Origin of the sequence: Fundidesulfovibrio magnetotacticus (genome assembly GCF_013019105.1) — a bacterium.
Classification (GTDB): Bacteria; Desulfobacterota; Desulfovibrionia; order Desulfovibrionales; family Desulfovibrionaceae; genus Fundidesulfovibrio; species Fundidesulfovibrio magnetotacticus.
The window spans coordinates 141,650-161,313 of the sequence record NZ_BLTE01000012.1 but is presented as its reverse complement, the minus strand read 5'-3'; the positions used below and the strand labels follow the sequence as shown (position 1 = coordinate 161,313).

19 protein-coding genes are annotated in these 19,664 nt (G+C 68.9%); 14 read left to right on the top strand and 5 right to left on the bottom strand.

Annotated elements, in window-relative coordinates:
- Positions 1 to 15: 15 nt before the first annotated feature.
- The 5 genes from NNJEOMEG_RS13660 to NNJEOMEG_RS13640 form a co-directional block, all read right to left on the bottom strand.
- Positions 16 to 726 carry a DNA alkylation repair protein gene (locus NNJEOMEG_RS13660; protein WP_173085380.1) on the bottom strand — a complete coding sequence of 237 codons (711 nt, stop codon included), beginning with the start codon at positions 724 to 726 and terminating at the stop codon, positions 16 to 18.
- A gap of 176 nt (positions 727 to 902) precedes the next feature.
- Positions 903 to 1,853, bottom strand: coding sequence for a hypothetical protein (locus tag NNJEOMEG_RS13655; RefSeq protein WP_173085378.1), 951 nt, complete (start codon positions 1,851 to 1,853; stop codon positions 903 to 905).
- A gap of 187 nt (positions 1,854 to 2,040) precedes the next feature.
- Entirely contained in the window at positions 2,041 to 2,523 is a 483-nt protein-coding gene (locus NNJEOMEG_RS13650; RefSeq protein ID WP_173085376.1) for a DUF3124 domain-containing protein, read from the bottom strand.
- Positions 2,524 to 2,539: 16 nt separating this feature from the next.
- Entirely contained in the window at positions 2,540 to 3,130 is a 591-nt protein-coding gene (locus tag NNJEOMEG_RS13645) for a peptidylprolyl isomerase (RefSeq protein ID WP_173085374.1), read from the bottom strand.
- Between the two features lie 92 nt (positions 3,131 to 3,222).
- On the bottom strand, positions 3,223 to 4,320 hold the full coding sequence (locus tag NNJEOMEG_RS13640; RefSeq protein WP_173085358.1) for a glycosyltransferase family 2 protein: 1,098 nt from the start codon (positions 4,318 to 4,320) through the stop codon (positions 3,223 to 3,225).
- 175 nt (positions 4,321 to 4,495) lie between these two features.
- On the opposite strand from NNJEOMEG_RS13640, the gene NNJEOMEG_RS13635 reads away from it, so the two are divergent.
- The 14 genes from NNJEOMEG_RS13635 to hisH all read left to right on the top strand — a co-directional run bounded on the left by NNJEOMEG_RS13635 (position 4,496) and on the right by hisH (position 19,663).
- Positions 4,496 to 5,374: a class I SAM-dependent methyltransferase gene (locus tag NNJEOMEG_RS13635; RefSeq protein ID WP_173085356.1), complete on the top strand. Its 879-nt coding sequence runs from the start codon at positions 4,496 to 4,498 to the stop codon at positions 5,372 to 5,374.
- Positions 5,375 to 5,438: 64 nt separating this feature from the next.
- Positions 5,439 to 6,536, top strand: coding sequence for a radical SAM protein (locus NNJEOMEG_RS13630; protein ID WP_173085354.1), 1,098 nt, complete (start codon positions 5,439 to 5,441; stop codon positions 6,534 to 6,536).
- On the top strand, positions 6,520 to 7,473 hold the full coding sequence (locus tag NNJEOMEG_RS20995; RefSeq protein ID WP_173085352.1) for a hypothetical protein: 954 nt from the start codon (positions 6,520 to 6,522) through the stop codon (positions 7,471 to 7,473). Before NNJEOMEG_RS13630 ends, NNJEOMEG_RS20995 begins: the two co-directional genes overlap by 17 nt.
- Positions 7,474 to 7,497: 24 nt before the next feature.
- On the top strand, positions 7,498 to 7,716 hold the full coding sequence (locus NNJEOMEG_RS13620) for a hypothetical protein (protein ID WP_173085350.1): 219 nt from the start codon (positions 7,498 to 7,500) through the stop codon (positions 7,714 to 7,716).
- Complete coding sequence (locus NNJEOMEG_RS13615) at positions 7,709 to 9,178, top strand: B12-binding domain-containing radical SAM protein (protein WP_173085348.1); 1,470 nt, start codon at positions 7,709 to 7,711, stop codon at positions 9,176 to 9,178. Before NNJEOMEG_RS13620 ends, NNJEOMEG_RS13615 begins: the two co-directional genes overlap by 8 nt.
- Before the next feature lie 12 nt (positions 9,179 to 9,190).
- The gene (locus tag NNJEOMEG_RS13610) at positions 9,191 to 10,069 is read left to right on the top strand and encodes a glycosyltransferase family 2 protein (protein WP_173085346.1); all 879 of its coding nucleotides are present in this window, start codon (positions 9,191 to 9,193) and stop codon (positions 10,067 to 10,069) included.
- Between the two features lie 41 nt (positions 10,070 to 10,110).
- Entirely contained in the window at positions 10,111 to 11,091 is a 981-nt protein-coding gene (gene pseB / locus NNJEOMEG_RS13605) for a UDP-N-acetylglucosamine 4,6-dehydratase (inverting) (RefSeq protein ID WP_173085344.1), read from the top strand.
- Positions 11,088 to 12,212 (top strand): UDP-4-amino-4,6-dideoxy-N-acetyl-beta-L-altrosamine transaminase, encoded by a 1,125-nt coding sequence (gene pseC, locus NNJEOMEG_RS13600; RefSeq protein ID WP_173085342.1) that lies wholly within the window; start codon positions 11,088 to 11,090, stop codon positions 12,210 to 12,212. The genes pseB and pseC overlap by 4 nt, the downstream gene beginning before the upstream one ends.
- Positions 12,202 to 13,722 (top strand): UDP-2,4-diacetamido-2,4,6-trideoxy-beta-L-altropyranose hydrolase, encoded by a 1,521-nt coding sequence (gene pseG / locus NNJEOMEG_RS13595; protein ID WP_173085341.1) that lies wholly within the window; start codon positions 12,202 to 12,204, stop codon positions 13,720 to 13,722. The genes pseC and pseG overlap by 11 nt, the downstream gene beginning before the upstream one ends.
- Before the next feature lie 29 nt (positions 13,723 to 13,751).
- Positions 13,752 to 14,780, top strand: a complete 1,029-nt coding sequence (gene pseI, locus NNJEOMEG_RS13590) for a pseudaminic acid synthase (protein ID WP_235956961.1) — start codon at positions 13,752 to 13,754, stop codon at positions 14,778 to 14,780.
- The gene (locus NNJEOMEG_RS13585) at positions 14,777 to 15,754 is read left to right on the top strand and encodes a Gfo/Idh/MocA family protein (protein WP_173085337.1); all 978 of its coding nucleotides are present in this window, start codon (positions 14,777 to 14,779) and stop codon (positions 15,752 to 15,754) included. The genes pseI and NNJEOMEG_RS13585 overlap by 4 nt, the downstream gene beginning before the upstream one ends.
- Complete coding sequence (locus NNJEOMEG_RS13580) at positions 15,751 to 17,799, top strand: aminotransferase class III-fold pyridoxal phosphate-dependent enzyme (RefSeq protein ID WP_173085335.1); 2,049 nt, start codon at positions 15,751 to 15,753, stop codon at positions 17,797 to 17,799. The genes NNJEOMEG_RS13585 and NNJEOMEG_RS13580 overlap by 4 nt, the downstream gene beginning before the upstream one ends.
- A 25-nt stretch (positions 17,800 to 17,824) precedes the next feature.
- Positions 17,825 to 19,042, top strand: a complete 1,218-nt coding sequence (locus tag NNJEOMEG_RS13575; protein ID WP_217270540.1) for an N-acetyl sugar amidotransferase — start codon at positions 17,825 to 17,827, stop codon at positions 19,040 to 19,042.
- Between the two features lie 3 nt (positions 19,043 to 19,045).
- The gene (gene hisH, locus NNJEOMEG_RS13570) at positions 19,046 to 19,663 is read left to right on the top strand and encodes an imidazole glycerol phosphate synthase subunit HisH (protein ID WP_173085333.1); all 618 of its coding nucleotides are present in this window, start codon (positions 19,046 to 19,048) and stop codon (positions 19,661 to 19,663) included.
- The last annotated feature ends 1 nt before the right edge of the window (position 19,664 follow it).

The following is a 19,664-nucleotide window of genomic DNA, read 5'->3' as shown; positions in this document are numbered from 1 at the left end:
AATCACCGTCAGGCGTCAAGAAACAGCGGACACCTTCTTCTCCCGTCGCGAACCGGAGCGCGCGAAGGCAAGCTCGCGCAGGGCGTCCCGGGCAATCCAGCGCGCCGGGGCCGACCCCTGCGCCAGAAGTCGGTCGGCCGTTGCCTCCGCATGCCCGCGAAGAAAGGACGAGCGTTTGCCCAACTGGCGCAGGGCCCAGTTCACGGCCTTCTTCACGAAGTTGCGCGCATCGCACGCGTGGGCCTCGATGAGCGCGAAAAATCGCAGGAACTCCTCGTCCGGGACCTTCTTGTGGTGCACGGCCAGCTGCGCGATCAGCGAAAACCCGGCGCGGCGCACGAACTCCTCCTCCCGAGCTGCCCAGACCGAGGCCAGCTCCCAGGCCAGGGGGGAGCGCGCCACGAGCTTGTTGCAGAGCTGGTCCGTGAGGTCCCAGGAGTCCAAGTCCAGCGCCCAGCGCTCCAGCTGCTCCCTGTCCGCCTGGCGTGGGTCGTCGATCATGCAGGCCAGGATGCGCGCCTCGTGGAGCCCTGCGTCCCAAAGGGCCAGGGCCAGGGCGTGGTCGCCCCGGTGGGCGCGGGCCAGGGGGCGCAGGGGGGCCATGCCCACCCCGGCGGCGCGGGCCGTGTTGATGCCGAAGCGCGCCATGCCCGCGCGATTGCGCTCGCTGCCCATGGACCGGATGCGCCGGGCCAGCTCTTGCGCCTGGATTTCGGCCTGCGTCATCACCGCCTCCCGTTCCCGGGGCAGACTGGCTGCCCGTTGAAAGAGCCATTCTTGCAGCCTGTTCAAAAACTCGCTGGCAAGGCATGGGAAGAAGCCAAGCCCGAAGCGTAACTCACTCGAGTGAGGGTTTGGCTTCCTCCCGGCAACGCAGCCAGAGAGGATTCGCCAACGGGCCGCTAGGCCGCGAGCCAGTAGACCACGCCCACTGCCACCAGGCTCGCGGCCCGGAAGGCCTGGTTGTGCACGATGAGCCGCATGGCCAGGGCCGGGCGGAAGATGCCCGCGTAGTAGGGGAACTGATGGCGGAAGGCCCGCACGGGCGTGGAGAGGATGTTGCCCGCCAGAAGGGCCAGCACCACCTCCTTCACGGGCAGCTCCCCGGCGTTCAGAAGCGCCCCGGCGGCCGCCAGGCCCGCCGTGAACTCCGCCGCCATGCCGAAGACCACGATGGAGGCCGCCTTGGGCGAGAGCCAGTCCAAGAAGGCCAGCCGTTCGCCCACGAAGCGTTCGGCGGCCGCGAAGAAACCCGCCTGGTTGAGCCAGGCCATGGCCGCGTAGATGGGCGCGGTGATCAGGCAGATCTTCACGATGCGCCGCTTGAAACGCCGCCAGCTCTTGGCCAGGGCCTCGCGCCAGGTGGGGCCGCGCTCCGGCAGGCGGCACTCCAGGCAGTCCTCCGGAGGCCTGGGCAGGAGCGCCCGCCCGGCGGCCACGATGCCCGCCGAACGCAACACCGCCGCACCCAGGGTGAGCCCCACGTAGACGAAGGCCGCCGGGCCGATGAACGGCCCCGCCACCAGGAGCATGGTGGGCAGGTGCAGGAAGTAGGTGGGCAGCGAATTGAAGAGGTTGGAGAGAATGAGCTCGCGGTCGCTGAGCGTGCCGTCGCGGTGGGCCTCGGCCAGCATGGTGTTGGCGGCCATGCCCGAGAAGAAGGCCAGGGTGAAGCTGGCCCCGGTCACGTCGCGCATGTGCCCGGCGCGCACCAGGGGGCGGGCGAAGCGGGCCAGGGAGCGGGTCCAGTTGAGGGTTTCCAGGAGGTTGGCCAGGAGAAGGCTCACGCAGAGCCCGGCCAGGAGCTTCGCCAGGGGCCAGGCGTGCTGGGCCGCGAACTGTTCGAGGGTCATGGCCCGGGGAGATACGCCCAAGCGGGCCGCTTGCCAACCCGGGAGCTTGGCCTCCGGTGCGCCGCGGCCGGACCGGACGGCGAGACGCCGGGGCGCAGGGACGCGACGCCCAGGCCCGGACGTGCGGCAGCGGCAGCGTGTGGATTGTTCCGCGCCCGCCCCGGGGCAGGGGCGGCGCGGCGGCCGGTCAGCGCCCGGCCACGGGCAACCCCCGGCTGGTGAAGGAGATGCCCTGCTGGGCCGAGGTGCCGATCATCACGGCCTCCACCAGGAGCGGGCTCACGGGCTCCTCCGCGCTCCAGCGCACCAGGAAGTTGGCCCCCGAGCCGCCGGTCACGTCGGTCTGTCCCACGATGAATTCCGCCGTGGCCAGGGGCTCCAGGACCATGGGCTTCTCCAGGTGGCGTTTCACCAGCTTGCCTGCGGTGTCGTAGTAGTCCACCTCCAGCAGGCGCACGGGGCGCGCGGGGTCGGTGTTGCGCGCGGAGAGGGTGATGGTCAGGTCGATGGGCCGGGTCTTGATGCCGTGGTAGATGTGGGAATAGCACGGCACGTAGAGGGTCTGGCCCTTGGAGGGGCCGCCCGCCAGGGCGGGGGCGGCCAGCAGGGCAAGAGCCAGGACGAGCGCCGCCAGCGCGGCGCGGGGCGCGAAGCCGGAACGCGGGGCCATGGGGCGAGCCTCCGTTTCAGCGTTTGACCGTCTCGGCCTTGAGGATCACCACGGACTCCACGGGCACGTCGGCAAGTCCGGCGCGCATGCCGGTGGGCACGGCCTTGATAGCGTCCACCACCTCGCGGCCCTCCACCACCTTGCCGAACACTGCGTAGCCCCATCCGTTGGGGGTCTTGCCGGAGTGGTCGAGCTGGCGGTTGTCCTTGACGTTGATGAAGAATTGGGAGGTGGCCGAGTCCGGGACCGGAGTGCGGGCCATGGCGATGGTGTAGGCTTCGTTCTTGAGCCCGTTGTCGGCCTCGTTCTTGATGGGCGGGCGTCCCTGCTTGGGCTGGAGGTTCTTGTCCATGCCGCCGCCCTGGATCATGAAGCCATTGATCACGCGGTGGAAGACGAGCCCGTCGTAGAAGCCCTCCTTCACGTAGGACAGGAAGTTGGCCACGGTCTGTGGGGCCTTGTCGGGGTAGAGTTCCAGGACGATGGCGCCCTTGGAGGTGGTCAGGGCCACGTAGTCCCTGTTCTGGGCAGCGGCGGGCCCGGCCCAGGAGAGGGCCAGAAGGGCCGCGAGAAGGATCGTCAGGACCGGAAAGCTCTTGCGCTGCATGATCGAACACCTCGGGAAAGCGGGTTGGGCCGTTCAGGGCGCGACCATAGCCCAGAGCCGACCGGGGCGGAAGCCCCGGAAGGTCTCTCGCGTCATTTGTAGAAGCGGTCGTTGTCCTGCATGTCCATCCACATGGCCGAGAGCAACGACTGGAAGCCGTTGATGGAGAGGAAGGCGAAAATGAGCAGCGACACGCTGGTCCAGGACTGCCCCGCGATGAACTCCCCCAGCAGGCGCATGCCCAGCCCCCCCGCCAGGAAGAGCAGCAGGAAGGAGAGGTGGTAGAGCACGAAGATGGGGTGGAAGTCCTTGAAAAGGTACTTGATCCACAACCGTTTGAAGAAATTCTTGCACAGAAGCCAGGACACGGTGGGGATCACCTTGCCGATCTTCATCTTGGAGCTTTCGCCCACGTCGTACACGGGCTTGATCTCCACCTCGCGCAGGGTGCAGTAGGCGATGTTGAGCTTCACGAGCATGTCGTTGGGCATGCCGTAGCTGGGATAGATCTGGTGGATGCGGATGGCCTCCAGGGCCTTGCGCGAGATGGCGGTGTAGCCCGTCTGGGTGTCGGAGACGCGCCAGTAGCCCGAGGCGATCTTGGTGAGCATGGAGAGCACCGAATTGCCCAGGTAGCGGATCTTGGGGATCACCAGCCAGGCCGAACGGTGGATGAGGCGGTTGCCCTTCACGTAGTCGATGTTCTCGGCCACCACGGGCATGCAGATGCTTTCGAGCTCGTCGGGGTCCATCTGGCCGTCGCCTGCCATGACGGCGGTGCAGTCGATGCGCAGGTCCTTGCAGAACTTGTAGCCGCGTGCGATGGCCGTGCCCACGCCGCCGTTGACCAGGTTGTTGATGAGGATCACCCGGTCGCTCTCCGGGGTCTCGTTGACCACTTCCGAGGGCAGGAAGAAGTTGATCTCCTTCTTGTTCAGGGTGCGCAGAACCTGCTCGGCCTTGTTGTAGGGCGTGGCCGCCAGGGGCTCGCAGCCCTCGCCCTGGCATGCGGTGACCTGGTTGTGCCGGGCCATGTAGTCGCGCACGATCTCCGCCGTACGATCCTTGGAGCAGTCGTTGACCACCACGATGCGGTCCACGAACGCGGGCATGGTCTCCAGGACCTTCAGGATCTGCGTTTCCTCGTTGTAGGCCGGCACGACGACGGCCACGGTCTTGCCGTGCAGCATGGATGCTTCTCCGGATGCCCGCGCGGGCTCAAGGCTGTCCGCGCGCGCCAGGGATTCGATCGACGCGGAAACCTATCCGGTTTCCAGGGCGCTGGCAACGGCGGCCGGTTGACACCGGAGGCCCTTGCCCCTACCTCTGCGCCAGATGCTCGCGCCGATGCGCAGGAGAACAGCCATGGCAGCACAAGCTCAACGGAAGATCAACATCGGAGGAGGCCTCTCCTGGGGCCGCCCCGGCTGGGACGTGCTCGACGGCCAGGCCGGGGTTTACCGCGAACCGTGGCAGCATCACGGCAAGGTCTGGAACACGCGCCTGCCCTCGGGCGTCTACGACGTGGTCTACACCTCCCACACCCTGGAGCACGTCCCCCACTTCAAGATCGAGCAGTCCATGGCCGAGATCAACCGGATCATGCGCCCGGGCGGCCTGCTGCGCATCAGCGTCCCGGACCTGGAGAAGGCCGCCAGGGCCTACCTGGAGAAGGACAAAAGCTACTTCTGCAACGAGGACACCATCCACCCAGCGGACCACCTGGGCTTCGGAAGCATGTTCATGAACCAGGTGATCTCCCCGGGCCACCAGACCCTGGCCTTCGACTCCGCCCTGGAACCTTTGGGCTCCTATGCCCACACCTACAACTACGACTTCGAGATGCTGCGCATCCTCCTGGAAAAGTGGGGCTTCGGCGACGTGGTCCACTCGGCCTACCGGGAATCCTCCCTGGAGGAGTTGCGCGAGCCCTACGCCATCGAGCACGCGGGAACGCGCTACGAAGTCACGGACCCGCACGCCCGGACTCTGACCAAGACCACCCGCGACTTCCGCTTCGTCGGCTTCGACAACAAACCCGCCATCTCGCTCTACGTGGAAGCGCGCAAAGTCCGCGAGGCGCCCTACAGCCTCAAGGCCGAGTTCCCCTACAACCGCAACGCCCGCCTGGACGTCGAACACGCGTGGAAACTCAAGGCCCTGGCCCTGCGCCTGGCGAGCCGCGCCGTGGACGCCCTGCACGAGGCCTACCGCGGGCTCAAGCGCCTGGCCGGCCAAGCCTGAACCGCCGGTTCCGCCGCGCCGCGATTTCCTGCCCGACCCTGGACGCAGCCCGCGACATCACCCCATGCGAAGAAAACACCTCGACGTCCTGAAAAAACGCCTCCTGGCCCTGGACCTGCCCTGGTTCGCCGATCAGGCGCGCAAGCTGCTGGGGGTTCCGGCGTCCTATTACCTGCGCCGCCCCCTGTGCCCTCCGGTGTTCGGCGGCATGGTGGTCACCTACCGCTGCAACGAAACCTGCCCTATGTGCAACGTGCGCAAGAAGGCGGACCCCTCGCGCGAGATGGACACCCCCGCGATGCTCGACCTGGCCGGACAGATGGCCGACCTTGGCGTCTCAGGCGTCTCCATCACCGGCGGCGAGCCCCTGGTGCGCGCCGACGTGTTCGAGATCGTGGAGCGGCTCAAGAACCGGGGCGTGCCCGTGTCCATGTCCACCAACGGCGTGCGCCTGGCCGACCCCGTCACGGCCCGCGCCCTGGTGGAATGCGGCATCGACTCCGTGGCCGTCTCCCTGGACGGCGACACCCCCGAGGAGCACGACCGCTCCCGGGGGCGCAAGGGCGCTTTCGAGAAGACCCTCCAGGGAGTGCGCAATCTCCTGGAGGCCCGCAATGCCCGCCCCGGGGCTCGCCCCCTGCTGGTCACCCTGGCCGTGGTGCTTTCCCGGGCCAACGCCGCGCGCTTCGAAAACATCCTGACCCTGGCCAAGTCCCTGGGCGTGGACAACGTGAGCCTCAACCCCCTCCACGACACCTTCCAAGGTGAGCCCACCGAAGACCCGGGCCTCTACTTCGCCCCCGACGACGCGGACCTGGACGCCCTCCCCGACCGGCTCCTGGAACTGCGCGCACGCCACGGCCTCATGGACAGCTCCCGGGCCTACATCTCCCACCTGGGCCGATTCTTCCGCACCGGGACCATGCCCGGGCGCTGCTACGCCCCCTATTTCTCCCTCTACGTGGACTGCCACGGCGACATCCTGCCCTGCGGCGGCCACTTCTACGAGAACCGAATCGCCTTCAACCTTCAGGGACGCACCCTGGCACAGGCCTGGCGCTCCCCGGAAATGCAGGCCGTCCGTGACCGCCTGCGTAACTGTCGCGCTTGTTACTACTCATGCATGGCGGAATTGAACCTCACCTATGCCCGCTTCCCCTGACCTCCCGGCGCTCCTTCGCGCGCGCTCGCTCATCCTGCTGGAGCGCTTCCTGGGCCTGTGCGACCGCGACCCCGGACGCCCGACCCACGGGCTCTTCGATCGCACGTTCTGGTGCTACAAGCTCCTGGACCTGGCCAACGCCCGCTTCCAGGAGGCCGCCCTGCACCTGGCCCTGGCCGCGCCCCACGCCCGCCCCGGGGCCGCGCCCGCCATCCGGGCCCTGGCCCGCGCCGCCGTGGAGGCCTGGGCGCGCCTGCGCCATCCCGACGGCTCCGTGGACGAGGTCTACCCCTTCGAGCGCTCCTTCTGCGCCACGTCCATGTCCGCCCAGGCGGCGGCCCTGGCCTGGGAGCTGCTGCCCGAAAAGCCCCGCGTGGACTTCGCCCCCACCGCCGACTGGCTCGCCGCGCGCGACAACCCCGAGGTGGCCAACCAGATGGCCGGGGCCTGCGCGGCCCTGGCGCGCATCGGGCGCATCACCGGCCGGGAGCGCTACCTCAAGGCCGCCCGGGACAAGTTCCGGGCCATCGCGGCGCGGCAACTGGCGAGCGGCTGCTACGCCGAATACGGCGGCCCCGACGTGGGCTACGCCACCATCACCATGGCCCTGCTGGCAGGCTACCACGAGATCACGGCCGACCCCGAGGCGCTGGATTCCCTACGCGCCTGCGAGGCCTTCCTCCTGGACGCGGTGGACGAAAACGGCCTCTACGACTGGCGCGCCACCACCCGGCGCACCCAGTTTCTCTATCCCTCGGGCCTGGCCGCCCTGCGAAGCCCCGTGATCGAGCGCCTGGCGTCTGGACTCCGCAAGGATGTTGTCATAAACCCCCTCTGGATGGACGATCGCTACTCCATCCCGCTGGCCGCCGACTACCTGCTCGCCGCGCGTCGGCTGGACGCCCTTTCGACCGATGCCCTCTCACTCGAAGGATGAAGCTCCCCCCGAGGTGACCGCCTAGTGTCTTCCTACGCCCTCATGGCCCTGCGTCTGCTCGCCCTCACCCTGGGCCGCCTTCCGGCGGGCTCGCGGCTCCTGCGCGCCCTGCTCATGACCGCCGTGCGCCGCAAGGGCCGCGTGGCCTACGTGGCCCACGCCGACTTCCTGGACCTGCGGGACTTCCTTCCCGCCCAGGGCGCTCCCGCCGCCCTGGTGGCCCCGGAGCGCCGCCATGGCTGATGCGCGCAGGCTGCGCGCCCTGGTGCTCAATCCCATGACCCAGGCCGCCAAGAACGTGGTGCGCGACGTGCTCTACGGCTGCTGGTGCGCGGGCAAGCGCATCGGAGGGGCCTCGGTGCCGCCGTTCCCGCTCATCCAGCTGGCCACCATCCTCAGGCAGGACGGCCGCGACGCCGTGTTCCTGGACGCCCAGGCCGAGCAGAAAGGCCCCGAGACGGTGGCCGCCCTGGTGCGCGATTTCGACGTGGTGCTCTGCTCCACCTCCACCATGAGCTTCACCGAGGACGCCGCGTACCTCTCGCGCCTCAAGGCCGCCAACCCGGCCCTGACCACCGTGGTCTTCGGCTCGCACCCCACCTTCATGCCCCACTACGCCCTGGCCGCCCCGGGCGTGGACTACATCATCCGCCGCGAGCCCGAATTCGCCGCGCGCGACCTCTGCCGCGCCCTGGCCGGCGAAGGCGACCCCGCCGCCGTCCCCGGCACGGGCCACCGCGACGCCTCCGGCCAACCCGTGGTCAACGAAGACTACCCCTTCATCGAAGACCTGGACGCCCTGCCCTACCCCGACGTGGACTTCCTCCCCCCGGGCATCCACTACTTCAACCCCATCGTGCGCCGCCTGCCCTACATGACGGCCACCACCTCCAAGGGCTGCCCCGGCAAGTGCACCTTCTGCACCGCACCGGTGTTCGACGGCCACAGGGTGCGCTTCCAGTCCGCGGGCTACGTGCTGGGGCTCATGCGCTACCTCGCCTCCAAGGGCTTCCGCGAGGTCTATTTCCGCGACGACACCTTCTTCGTGCACAAGCGCCGCGACCACGAAATCTTCAAGGGCATCCTGGCCGAAAAGCTCGACCTCACCTGGCTGGCCAACGCCCGCGTCTCGGGCATCGACCCCGAAACCATGGAACTGGCCCGCAAGAGCGGCTGCCACACCATCAAGTTCGGCATCGAGTCCGGCAGCCAGGAGATCCTGGACGGCATGCGCAAGGGCTACCGCATCCCCGAGGCCCGGACCATCTTCCAGGCCGCCCGCCGCATGGGCATGAACACCCACGCCCACGTGATGCTCGGCAACCCCGGCGACACCCGCGAAACCATCGAGGCCACCATCGAGTTCGTGAAGGAGCTCTCGCCCACCACGGCCACCTTCGGCATCTGCACGCCCTACCCGGGCACGCCGCTCTTCGAGTCCGTGGCCGCGAAACACCCGGAGATCCGCGACGGCTCCACGTCGGACCTCTCCAAGCTCCACGTGGAGGGCATCTTCAACGAGCTCTACTGCTCCGTGCCCGGCTCGGAGCTCCAGGGTCTGGTGCGCAAGGCCTACAAGCGCTTCTACCTGCGCCCGGGCTACCTGCTGGACCTGACGGCCCGCCAGGTGCGCTCCCTGGACGACCTCAAACGCTGCCTCATCGCCGGAACCCGGGTGCTGGACTTCGTGTTCCGGGGCGCGTAAGGACGGCCAGCCATGCGGGTATCCATCATCATACCGGCCTACAACGAGGCCGAGAACATCGGGGGAGTGGTCTCGCGGATCCTGTCCCTGGAGGCCCTGCGGGGCTACGAGGTCGTGGTCGTGGACGACGGTTCCGCCGACGACACGGCCCGCGCGGCCGAGGCCGCCGGGGCGCGCGTGGTGCGCCACCCCTACAACCTGGGCAACGGCGCCAGCGTGAAGTCCGGCGCGGCCGCCGCCAACGGCGACGTGTTCGTGTTCATGGACGCCGACGGCCAGCACCTGCCCGAGGACATCCCCAAGCTCCTGGAGCACGTGGGCGACTACGACATGGTGGTGGGCGCGCGCACCAGCGAGTCGGACGTGTCGCGCTTCCGGGCCTTCGGCAACCGCGTGCTCATCGCCACGGCGCAGTTTCTCGTGGGGCGCAAGATCGACGACCTCACCAGCGGCTTCCGCGCCGTGAAACGCGCGGCCTTCGAGGACTTCGCGCACCTTTTCCCCCAGGGATATTCCTACCCCACCACCATCACCATGGCCCTGTTCTCGGCCGGGCGCTTCGTGAAGTACGTGCCCCTGCCCACCATCCGCCGCCGCCAGGGGGGAGCGTCCAACATCCAGCCCGTGCGCGACGGCCTGCGTTTTCTTTTCATCATGCTGCGCATGATCATGCTCTTCAATCCCTTCAAGGTGTTCCTGCCCCTGGCCGGACTCTTCCTGACCCTGGGCCTGTTGAACGGACTGCACGACGCCTGGGCGCTCCAGAAGATCACGGCGTCAAGCATGCTCTCGCTGATCCTGGGCTTTTTCCTGCTCTTTTTCGGCATCATGACCGACCAGATCGCGCGGACCAGAAGGGAACTGCACGCCATCCTGCGCAAGATGCGCTGAAGCGCGCCGCATTGCCCCGGAAACCACACAACGGAACCAACATGCTCAACGACAAGACCATCCTCATCACCGGCGGAACCGGCTCTTTCGGGCACAAGTGCACCGAAGTCATCCTTTCCCGCTTCCAGCCGCGCAAGCTCATCATCTTCAGCCGCGACGAATTCAAGCAGTACGAGATGGCGCAGAAGTTCCCCACCGCGAAATATCCCTGCATGCGCTACTTCATCGGAGACGTGCGCGACAAGGAGCGCCTCTACCGCGCCTTCCAGGGCGTGGATTACGTCATCCACGGCGCGGCGCTCAAGCAGGTGCCCACGGCGGAATACAACCCCACCGAGGTCATCAAGACCAACATCTACGGCGCTGAAAACATCATCAACGTCGCCGCCGATCGGGGTGTGAAGAACGTGCTGGCCCTCAGCACGGACAAGGCCGCCAACCCCGTGAACCTCTACGGGGCCACCAAGCTCTGCTCCGACAAGCTCTTCGTGGCCGCCAACGCCTTCATCGCCAACGACACCACCCGCTACAGCGTGGTGCGCTACGGCAACGTGCTGGGCAGCCGCGGCTCCGTGATCCCCTTCTTCCTGCAGCAGAAGCCCACCGGCGTGCTCCCCGTCACCGACCCGCGCATGACCCGCTTCTGGATCACCCTGGAACAGGGCGTGGATTTCGTGCTCAAGTGCCTGGACCGCATGCTCGGCGGCGAAGTCTTCGTGCCCAAGCTGCCCAGCATGAACATCATGGACCTGGCCCGGGCCATCTGCCCCGAGTGCGAGACCCCCATCGTGGGCATCCGCCCGGGCGAGAAGATCCACGAGGTCATGGTCCCCCTTGCCGACGCCCGCAACACCCTGGAATTCAAGAACCACTACATCATCCTGCCCGACCACGACGACATCACGCCCCGTTTCGACGAATCACCCGGCGAGCGCGTGCCCGAGGACTTCGAATACAGCTCCGGCACCAACCCCTGGCTGCTCACCGTGGACGAACTGCGCGACTTCCTGAACGGGCAATGATCCCCTACGGCCGACAGTCCATCGACGAGGACGACATCCGGGCCGTGGCCGAGGTCCTGCGCTCGGACTGGCTCACCACCGGCCCGGCCGTGGACGCCTTCGAGGCCGCCGTGGCCGCTTTCGCCGGAGCGGCCCACGGCGTGGCCCTCTCCAGCGGCACGGCCGCCCTGCACGCCATGATGCACGTGGCGGGCATCGGCCCCGGAGACGAGGTGGTCGTCCCGGCCATGACCTTCGCCGCCACGGCCAACGCCGTGTGCTACCTGGGCGGCACGCCCGTGTTCGCCGACGTGGACCCGCGCACCCTGCTGCTGGACCCCGCCGACGTGGAGCGCAAGCTCACGCCCCGGACCAAGGCCGTGGTGGCCGTGGACTACGCGGGCCAACCCTGCGACTACGAGGCGCTGGCGGCCCTCTGCCGCCAGCGGGGCGTGGCGCTCTTCGCCGACGCCTGCCACGCCCTGGGGGCCACCCAGGACGGCAGGCCCCTCGGCGCGCTGCCTCCCGCCATGACCGCCCTGAGCTTCCACCCCGTGAAGCACATCGCCACGGGCGAAGGCGGCATGGTGCTCACATCCGACGAGCAGACCGCGCGCCTGCTGCGGCGCTTCCGCAACCACGGCATCGACACCGACGCCCGGCAGCGGGAAGCGACCGGAGCCTGGCACTACAACATGGTGGAGCTGGGCTTCAACTACCGCATCTCGGACATCCAATGCGCCCTGGGCCTCTCCCAGTTGCGCAGGCTCCCGGACTTCCTGGCCAGGCGCCGCGCGATAGCCCGGTTCTACGCCCAGGCCCTGCGGGGCATCCCCGTGGCCGAGCCCCTGGCCCAGCGCCCCGGCGCGGAGCACGCCTGGCACCTCTACGTGGTGCGCCTGGCGGAGGGCATCGACCGCCGCGCCGTGTTCACGGCCCTGCGCGAACAGGGCATCGGCGTGAACGTCCACTACATCCCCGTGCACCTGCACCCCTACTACCGCGAGCGCTTCGGGCACGGCCCCGGGCTGTGCCCAGAGGCCGAGGCCGCCTACGAGTCCATCCTCACCCTGCCCATGCACCAGGGCCTGACCGACGAACAGGCCGCACGGGTGATGGAAGCCCTGGCCCATGCCCTTTAGTCCCGCCGCGCCGGAGTCCGCTCCCGGCTGGCTGGTCATCCGCGCCGACGCCGGGCCGGACATCGGCATCGGCCACGTGATGCGCTGCCTGGCCCTGGCCCAGGCCTGGATGCGCGGAGGGGGGCGCGCGCTCCTGGCGGGATGGGTGACGCTTCCGGCCCTGGTTCAGCGTCTTGAGCGAGAAGGCGTGGTCCTGAGCGTCCCCGACTCTGACGACCCCGACGGCATCGGCTCCCTCCTGCGGGCCTTCGAGCCCCTCAGTTCCGACCCCGGGGCGCACTGGATCGTCCTGGACGGCTACGGCTTCAATCCAGAACACCATGCCGCCCTGCGCCGCGACGGACGCCGGCTCTTGGTGCTTGACGATCAGGCCCACCTGCCGCGCTACCACGCCGACGCCATTCTGAACCAGAACATCGGCGCGCAACACCTCGCATACGACGCGGACCCCGGCGCGATCGTCCTGACCGGCCCTGCCTACGCCCTGCTGCGTGAGGAACTGCGCGCCCCCTCCGCCCAACGCCCCGGCGAACCCGACCAGGTCCGCCGCGTGCTCGTCACCATGGGCGGCGCGGACCCGGACAACACGGCTGAAGCCGTTCTGCGCGTCCTCTCGCAAGCCGGAGGCGGGCTGGAGGATGTGGTGGTGGTTGCGGGACCGGCCAACCCACACCTGGAGAACCTGCGCCAGGCCGTGTCCTGCGCGCCCTTTCCCGCCCGCCTGGAGGTGTCTCCGCCGGATATGGCCCCACTCCTGGCCGGAACCGATCTGGCCCTCAGCGCCGCCGGGAGCACCGCCTACGAACTCTGCCTCCTGGGAGTGCCCATGGCCCTGGCCGTGCTCGCGCCCAACCAGCGCGGCGTCGCCCGGGGGCTCGAAGCAGCCGGAGCCGCCGTCCTGCTTGGAGAAACGCCCCTGGACGAAGCAAGCGCGGCAAACGCTCTGGCAGCCCTTCTCCGTTCTAGACAGGTCAGACAGGGGCTCTCCCGGGCGGGGCAACGCCTTGTGGACGGCCAGGGTGCGGACCGCGTTGTCGAGCGTCTGCTCTCTCTGTCCGCCGAAACCCTGCGTCTGCGCCCGGCTTCCCAGGCCGACTCCGCCCTTCTCTTGGCCTGGCGCAACGACCCGGAGACTATCCGCGCAAGCCTGCAGGACCGGCCCGTGTCGCTGGCCGAACACAACGCCTGGTTCGCCAAGTCCCTGGCGGACCCTTCCTTGCGGCTCTACGTGGCCGAACTCGAAGGCCGCCCGGCCGGGACCGTACGCCTCAACAGCGACGCCTCGGGCCATGTGCTTTCCTGGACCGTCGCCCCCTCCATGCGTGGGCAGGGCGTGGGCAAGGCCATGGTCCGCCTCGCCGTCCAGCACGCTCCAAGAGCCGTCCGCGCCGAGATCAGGCAAGGCAACATCGCCTCGGTACGCATCGCTTTGCACGCTGGTCTCTCGCTGCACTCGACGAGTCAGGGCATCCACCTGTATACAGGTCCCGGAAAGGAGCCCGCATCATGACCCGACCCTTCCGAATCCGGAACAGGACCTTGGGCTCGAACGCCCCCGTCTGGCTCGTCGCCGAAATGAGCGCCAACCACGGGGGCGACTTCGCCCGCGCCGTGAGGATCCTCGAAGCCGCCGCCCGCGCCGGGGCCGACGCCGTGAAGCTCCAGACCTACACGGCCGACACCCTGACCATCGCCTGCGACAACGACTATTTCCGCATCAAGGGCACCCTCTGGGAAGGGCGCACCCTCCACGACCTCTACCGCGAGGCCGCCATGCCCATGGAGTGGACGCCGGGCCTCATCCAGGCAGGCAGGGACCTGGGCGTGGCCGTGTTCTCCACGCCTTTCGACCCCTCCGCCGTGGACTACCTGGAATCCCTGGACGTTCCGGCCCACAAGGTGGCCTCCTTCGAGATCGTGGACATCCCCCTGCTGCGCAAGATCGGAGCCACGGGCAAGCCCGTGATCATGTCCACGGGCATGGCCACCCCGGAGGAGATCGACGAGGCCGTGGAGACCCTCAGGGCCTCCGGCTGCCGCGATCTGGCCCTGCTCAAGTGCACCAGCGCCTACCCGAGCCCCCCCGAGGCCATGAACCTGCGCGCCATCCCCCTGCTGGCGCAGCGCTACGGCGTGCCCGCCGGGCTCTCGGACCACACCCTGGGCACGGCGGCGGCCGTGGCGGCCGTGGCCCTGGGGGCCTGCATCATCGAGAAGCACTTCACCCTGGCCCGCGCCGACGGCGGCCCCGATTCCGCCTTCTCCCTGGAGCCCCACGAGTTCGCCGCCATGGTCCGCGACGTCCAAGAGGCCCACGCCGCCCTGGGTCGCCCCGTCCTGGAGCCCTGCGAGAAGGAACTGGCCAGCCGCGTCTTCCGCCGCTCCCTCTTCGTGGTGCGGGACGTGGCCCGGGGCGAGCCCTTCACCCCGGACAACGTGCGCTCCATCCGGCCGGGACACGGCATGCACCCCCGCCACCTTGACGAGGTGCTGGGACGCAGGGCCGCAAAGGATATCCCCAGAGGCACGCCCCTCGCGCCCGAACACATTGAGGGCGACCGCTCATGAGCCTTCCCGCCACGGCCGCCGTGCTGGGCCTGGGGTCCATCGGCATGCGCCACCTGAACAACCTGCGCGCCCTGGGCATCGAACGTCTCGTGGCCTACGACCCGGATCCCAGCCGCCGGGAGGCCGCCGCGGCCGCCGGTGCGAACTTCCACACGGACCTGGAAGATGCCCTTGCCCAAGGGCCCCAGGCGGCCCTGGTCACCGGCCCCAGCAACGTCCACGTTCCCCTGGCGCTTGCCGCAGCGCGTGCCGGGTGCGCCCTCTTCATCGAGAAGCCCCTCTCCCACTCCATGGAAGGGCTGGACGAACTCCAGGCCGAGCTTACATCGCGCGGGCTCGCGGCCATGGTGGGCTGCAACATGCGCTTCCACCCCGGACCAGCCACCGTGAAGCGGCTCCTAGACGAAGGCGCGGCGGGGCGGCCCCTGCACGCGCGGGTGGCCACGGCGTCCTACCTGCCCTCCTGGCGGCCCGCCTCGGACTACCGCCGCTCCTACAGCGCCGATCCGGTCCAGGGCGGCGCGGTGCTCGACTGCATCCACGAACTCGACCTCGCACTTTGGTATCTGGGCCCCGCCCGCCTCAGGGCCTCGGCCGTGCTGCCCGGGACGTCCATCGGCATCGAGGCCGACGGTCTGGCCGAGCTGCTGCTCGCTCACAGCTGCGGCGCGCTCTCCAGCGTCCACCTGAGCTTCATCGAACGCGACTACCACCGCGCCTGCCGCGTGGCCTGCGAGGAGGGCACCATCAGCTGGGACTTCGGCCAGCCCAGGGTGCTCCTGCACGGCCCCGACGGGCGCCTCGCCCGGGAGCTGCCCCTGGATCCCGCCTGGAGCGTCAACGACATGTATCTCGACGAGATGCGCCACTTCTTGGGCTGCCTGGAGACGGGCGAAGCGCCCGCCAACCCCCTGGCCGAGGCCCGGGATTGCCTCGCGATCGCGCTCGAAGCCCGCGCGGGAGGCCCCTCGTGAGCACCGTGGCCGTCGTCCAGGCCCGCATGGGCTCCACGCGCCTGCCCGGCAAGGTCCTGGCGGACATCGAGGGGCGGCCCATGCTCTGGCGCGTGGTCTCGCGCGCGGCCCGGGCGCGGCTGGTGGACAAGGTTGTCGTGGCCACCAGCACCGACGCCTCCGACGATCCCGTGGCCGCCTTCTGCCTTGATGAGGGCATCGCCTGCCACCGCGGCCCCCTGCACGACGTGCTGGCCCGCTTCCACGGCGCGGCCCAGACGCACGCAGCCCACACGGTGGTGCGCATCACCGCCGACTGCCCCCTGCTGGACCCGGACGTGCTCGACGCCGTGGTGGCCCTCTTCAGGGATACAGGCTGCGACTACGCCTCCAACGTGGAGCGCCCCAGCTACCCCGACGGCCTCGACGTGGAGGTGATGAGCGCAAAGGCCCTGGAACGGGCCTTCACCAGCGCGGACAAGCCCAGCGAGCGGGAACACGTCACCCCCTGGCTGCGCACGCGCCCGGACGTGGCGCGCGCCTCGCTCACCCATCCCCAAGACCTTTCCGGCCTGCGCTTCACCGTGGACGACGCCAGGGACCTGGCCTTCGTCCGCGAGGTCTACCGGCGCATGGCCCCCGGCGAAGCTTTCGGGCTCGCCGACATCCTGGAGCTGCTCCGACGCAGCCCCGACATCGCAACGATCAACGAGGGCACCATGTCCAACGAAGGCTACTACCGCTCCCTGTACCAGCAGGCCCCGGTCGGCGCGGCCCCGGCCCTGCGCCTGGAACAGAGCGCGCTCCTCACGGAACGCTCCCGCCGGGTGATCCCCGGCATGGCCCAGACCTTCAGCAAGGGAACCTCCCAGTACGTGCAGGGCGCGTCCCCCACCTTCCTGGCCCGGGGCAAGGGCTGCCGCGTCTGGGACGTGGACGGCAACGAATACGTCGACTTCGTGCAGGGCCTGCTCCCCAACATCCTGGGCTACGCTCACGACGGCGTGAACCAGGCCGTGGCCAAGGCCATGGCCGACGGCGTGAGCTTCACCCTGCCCCACCCCCTGGAGGTGGAGCTTGCCGAAAGGCTCACGCGCCTGATCCCCTGCGCCGAAATGGTGCGCTTCGGCAAGAACGGCTCCGACGCCACCGCCGGCGCGGTGCGCGCCGCCCGCGCCTTCACCGGCCGCGAACTGGTGGCCTGCTGCGGCTACCACGGCTGGCAGGACTGGTACATCGGCACCACCACCCGCAACGCGGGCGTGCCCCAGGCGGTGCGGGAGCTCACCAAGCCCTTCCCCTACAACGACCTCCCGGCCCTGGAGCGCCTGCTGGAAGAGCACCCCGGCCGCTTCGCCGCCGTGATCATGGAGGCCTTCAACTTCACCGAGCCCGCCCCCGGCTTCCTGGAGGGCGTGAAGAAACTGGCCCGCAAGCACGGGGCCCTGCTCATCTTCGACGAGATCTGCACCGGCTTCCATTTCGGCCTGGGCGGCGCGCAGAAGCTCTTCGGGGTCATCCCGGACCTGGCCTGCTTCGGCAAGGCCATGGGCAACGGCTTCCCCATCTCCTGCGTGGTGGGCCGGGCCGACGTGATGCGCATGTACGAGGAGTGCTTCTTCAGCTTCACCTTCGGCGGCGAGACGGCCTCCCTGGCCGCCTCCATGGCCGTGCTGGACGTGCTGGAGCACACCGACGCCCTGGATTCCATCCGGGCCAACGGCCAGATTCTGCAGGACGGCGTGAACGCCCTGGCCCGCGAAGCCGGCCTGGAAAGCCGCATCCGCTGCACCGGACGACCCAACTGGAGCCTTCTGGGTTTCCTGGACGAAAACGGCGGAGGCGACATGCTCCTGCGCAGCCTCTTCCAGCAGGAAATGGCGCGCCGTGGCGTGCTCATCCTCGTCACCCACAACATGTCCGTCTCCCACGACCACGCCACCGTGTCGCGCGCGCTCGAGGCCTACGCCTCCACGTTCAAGACCCTGGCCCAGTGGGTCTCGGACGCCGACCCCGCCAAGCACCTGGCCGGCCCCATGATCCAGCCCGTCTTCCGGGTGCGCTAGGGCCGACCCGATAAAGGAGCGAACCATGTCCCCCGCGACCCTGCGCCGCTGCACGCGCTGCGTGCTGCCCGAAACCCACGAGACCATCACCTTCGACGGCGAAGGCGTCTGCAACATCTGCCGCCAGCAGGAGTTCAAGCGCGAGGCCATCGACTGGACCCAGCGTAAAAGCGACCTCGACGCCATCGTCGAGGCCTACCGGGGCAAAGGCGACTACGACTGCATCGTCCCCTTCAGCGGCGGCAAGGACAGCACTTTCACCGCGCTCTACCTGGTGCGCGAATACGGGCTCAAGCCACTGCTCGTGCGCTTCGACCACGGCTTCCTGCGCGAACGCCTCCACGAGAACACCCTGCGCGTCATCCGCCGCCTGGGCGTGGACCTGCACGTCTTCACCCCCAACTGGAAGACCACCCTGAAGCTCATGCTCCAGAGCTTCCTAGAGAAGGGGGACTTCTGCTGGCACTGCCACACCGGCATCTTCGCCTACCCCATGTGGGTTGCCCTGCACCACAAGACGCCGCTCATCTTCTGGGGCGAGCCTTCCTCGGAATACACCGCCTACTTCGGCTACGACCAGTCCGAGGAGGTGGACGAAAAACGCTTCAACCGCTTCGTGAACCTGGGCATCACGGCGCAGGACATGTTCATCCGACTCCAGGGCAACGTGGACGAACGCGACCTCAAACCCTACACCTACCCCCCCCTGCGCGAACTGCGCGCCCTGGGCTACCGTTCCGTCTGTCTGGGCTCCTACATCCCATGGGACGTGAAGCGCCAGACCGCGCTCATCCAGGAGCAGTTGGGCTGGCAGGGCGACCAGGTGGAAGGAGTCCCCCCGGGCTACGAGTACGAAAAGATAGAGTGCATGTTCCAGGGCGTGCGCGACTACATCAAGCACATCAAGCGCGGCTACTCGCGCACCTCCCACCTCACCTCCCTGGACATCCGCAACGGCCGACTGGACCGCGAGGCCGCCATGGGCATGGTGGAGCGTCACGAGGGCCTGAGGCCCCGCAGCCTGGAGCTCTTCCTGGAGTACATGGGCATCACCCTGGAGGAATTCCTGGACATCGCCATGCGCCACTCCATCTCGCCCTACCGCCACGACCCCGCCCGGGACGTCGCCGGACCGCCCACCCACGACTTCCCGGCCTGGCCGCGCGGCGATGGGCTCGACCCCGAACAGGCCAGGGCCCAGATCGGCCGCTGGCGCGAAACCCAGGGCGGCGGGAAGGGCTGAGCCATGGTGGGCGTGGTGGAATACGGCTCCGGGAACATCCTCTCGGTGCACAACGCCCTCTTCATGGCCGGGGCCGACCCCACGCCCTGCTCCACGCCGGAAGACCTCGCCCGCGCCGAACGCCTCGTGCTGCCGGGCGTGGGGGCCTTCGCCAGCTGCGCGGAGGGCCTGGCCCGCGCCGGGCTGCGCGAGGCCCTCTGCCGGGAGGTGCTGGAGCGCGGCAAGCCCATCCTGGGCATCTGCGTGGGCATGCAGCTCATGGCCCGCGTGAGCCACGAGGACGGACTCCACCAGGGGCTGGGCTGGCTCGATGCCGACGTGGTGCGCCTGACCCCTGCCGACCCCACCCTGCGCATCCCCCAGATCGGCTGGAACGACCTGGCCTGGCGTCCCGGCAGCCCCCTTTTCCGGGGCCTGCCGCCACGCCCGGACTGCTACTTCGTGCACTCCTTCCACCTGCGCTTCGACTCGGACGAGCACGTGGAGGCCACCTGCGACTACGGCGGCCCCGTCACCGCCGCCGCGCGCAAGCGCAACATTTGCGCCACCCAGTTCCACCCGGAGAAAAGCCAGGACGTGGGCTTGGCCATCCTTCGCAACTTCCTTGAATGGACGCCCTGAC

Coding starts and splice junctions, on each gene's coding strand:
- NNJEOMEG_RS13660 (WP_173085380.1), bottom strand. CDS start 726: ATGACGCAGGCCGAAATCCAGGCGCAAGAGCTGGCCCGGCGCATCCGG.
- NNJEOMEG_RS13655 (WP_173085378.1), bottom strand. CDS start 1,853: ATGACCCTCGAACAGTTCGCGGCCCAGCACGCCTGGCCCCTGGCGAAG.
- NNJEOMEG_RS13650 (WP_173085376.1), bottom strand. CDS start 2,523: ATGGCCCCGCGTTCCGGCTTCGCGCCCCGCGCCGCGCTGGCGGCGCTC.
- NNJEOMEG_RS13645 (WP_173085374.1), bottom strand. CDS start 3,130: ATGCAGCGCAAGAGCTTTCCGGTCCTGACGATCCTTCTCGCGGCCCTT.
- NNJEOMEG_RS13640 (WP_173085358.1), bottom strand. CDS start 4,320: ATGCTGCACGGCAAGACCGTGGCCGTCGTCGTGCCGGCCTACAACGAG.
- NNJEOMEG_RS13635 (WP_173085356.1), top strand. CDS start 4,496: ATGGCAGCACAAGCTCAACGGAAGATCAACATCGGAGGAGGCCTCTCC.
- NNJEOMEG_RS13630 (WP_173085354.1), top strand. CDS start 5,439: ATGCGAAGAAAACACCTCGACGTCCTGAAAAAACGCCTCCTGGCCCTG.
- NNJEOMEG_RS20995 (WP_173085352.1), top strand. CDS start 6,520: ATGCCCGCTTCCCCTGACCTCCCGGCGCTCCTTCGCGCGCGCTCGCTC.
- NNJEOMEG_RS13615 (WP_173085348.1), top strand. CDS start 7,709: ATGGCTGATGCGCGCAGGCTGCGCGCCCTGGTGCTCAATCCCATGACC.
- NNJEOMEG_RS13610 (WP_173085346.1), top strand. CDS start 9,191: ATGCGGGTATCCATCATCATACCGGCCTACAACGAGGCCGAGAACATC.
- pseB (WP_173085344.1), top strand. CDS start 10,111: ATGCTCAACGACAAGACCATCCTCATCACCGGCGGAACCGGCTCTTTC.
- pseC (WP_173085342.1), top strand. CDS start 11,088: ATGATCCCCTACGGCCGACAGTCCATCGACGAGGACGACATCCGGGCC.
- pseG (WP_173085341.1), top strand. CDS start 12,202: ATGCCCTTTAGTCCCGCCGCGCCGGAGTCCGCTCCCGGCTGGCTGGTC.
- NNJEOMEG_RS13585 (WP_173085337.1), top strand. CDS start 14,777: ATGAGCCTTCCCGCCACGGCCGCCGTGCTGGGCCTGGGGTCCATCGGC.
- NNJEOMEG_RS13575 (WP_217270540.1), top strand. CDS start 17,825: ATGTCCCCCGCGACCCTGCGCCGCTGCACGCGCTGCGTGCTGCCCGAA.
- hisH (WP_173085333.1), top strand. CDS start 19,046: ATGGTGGGCGTGGTGGAATACGGCTCCGGGAACATCCTCTCGGTGCAC.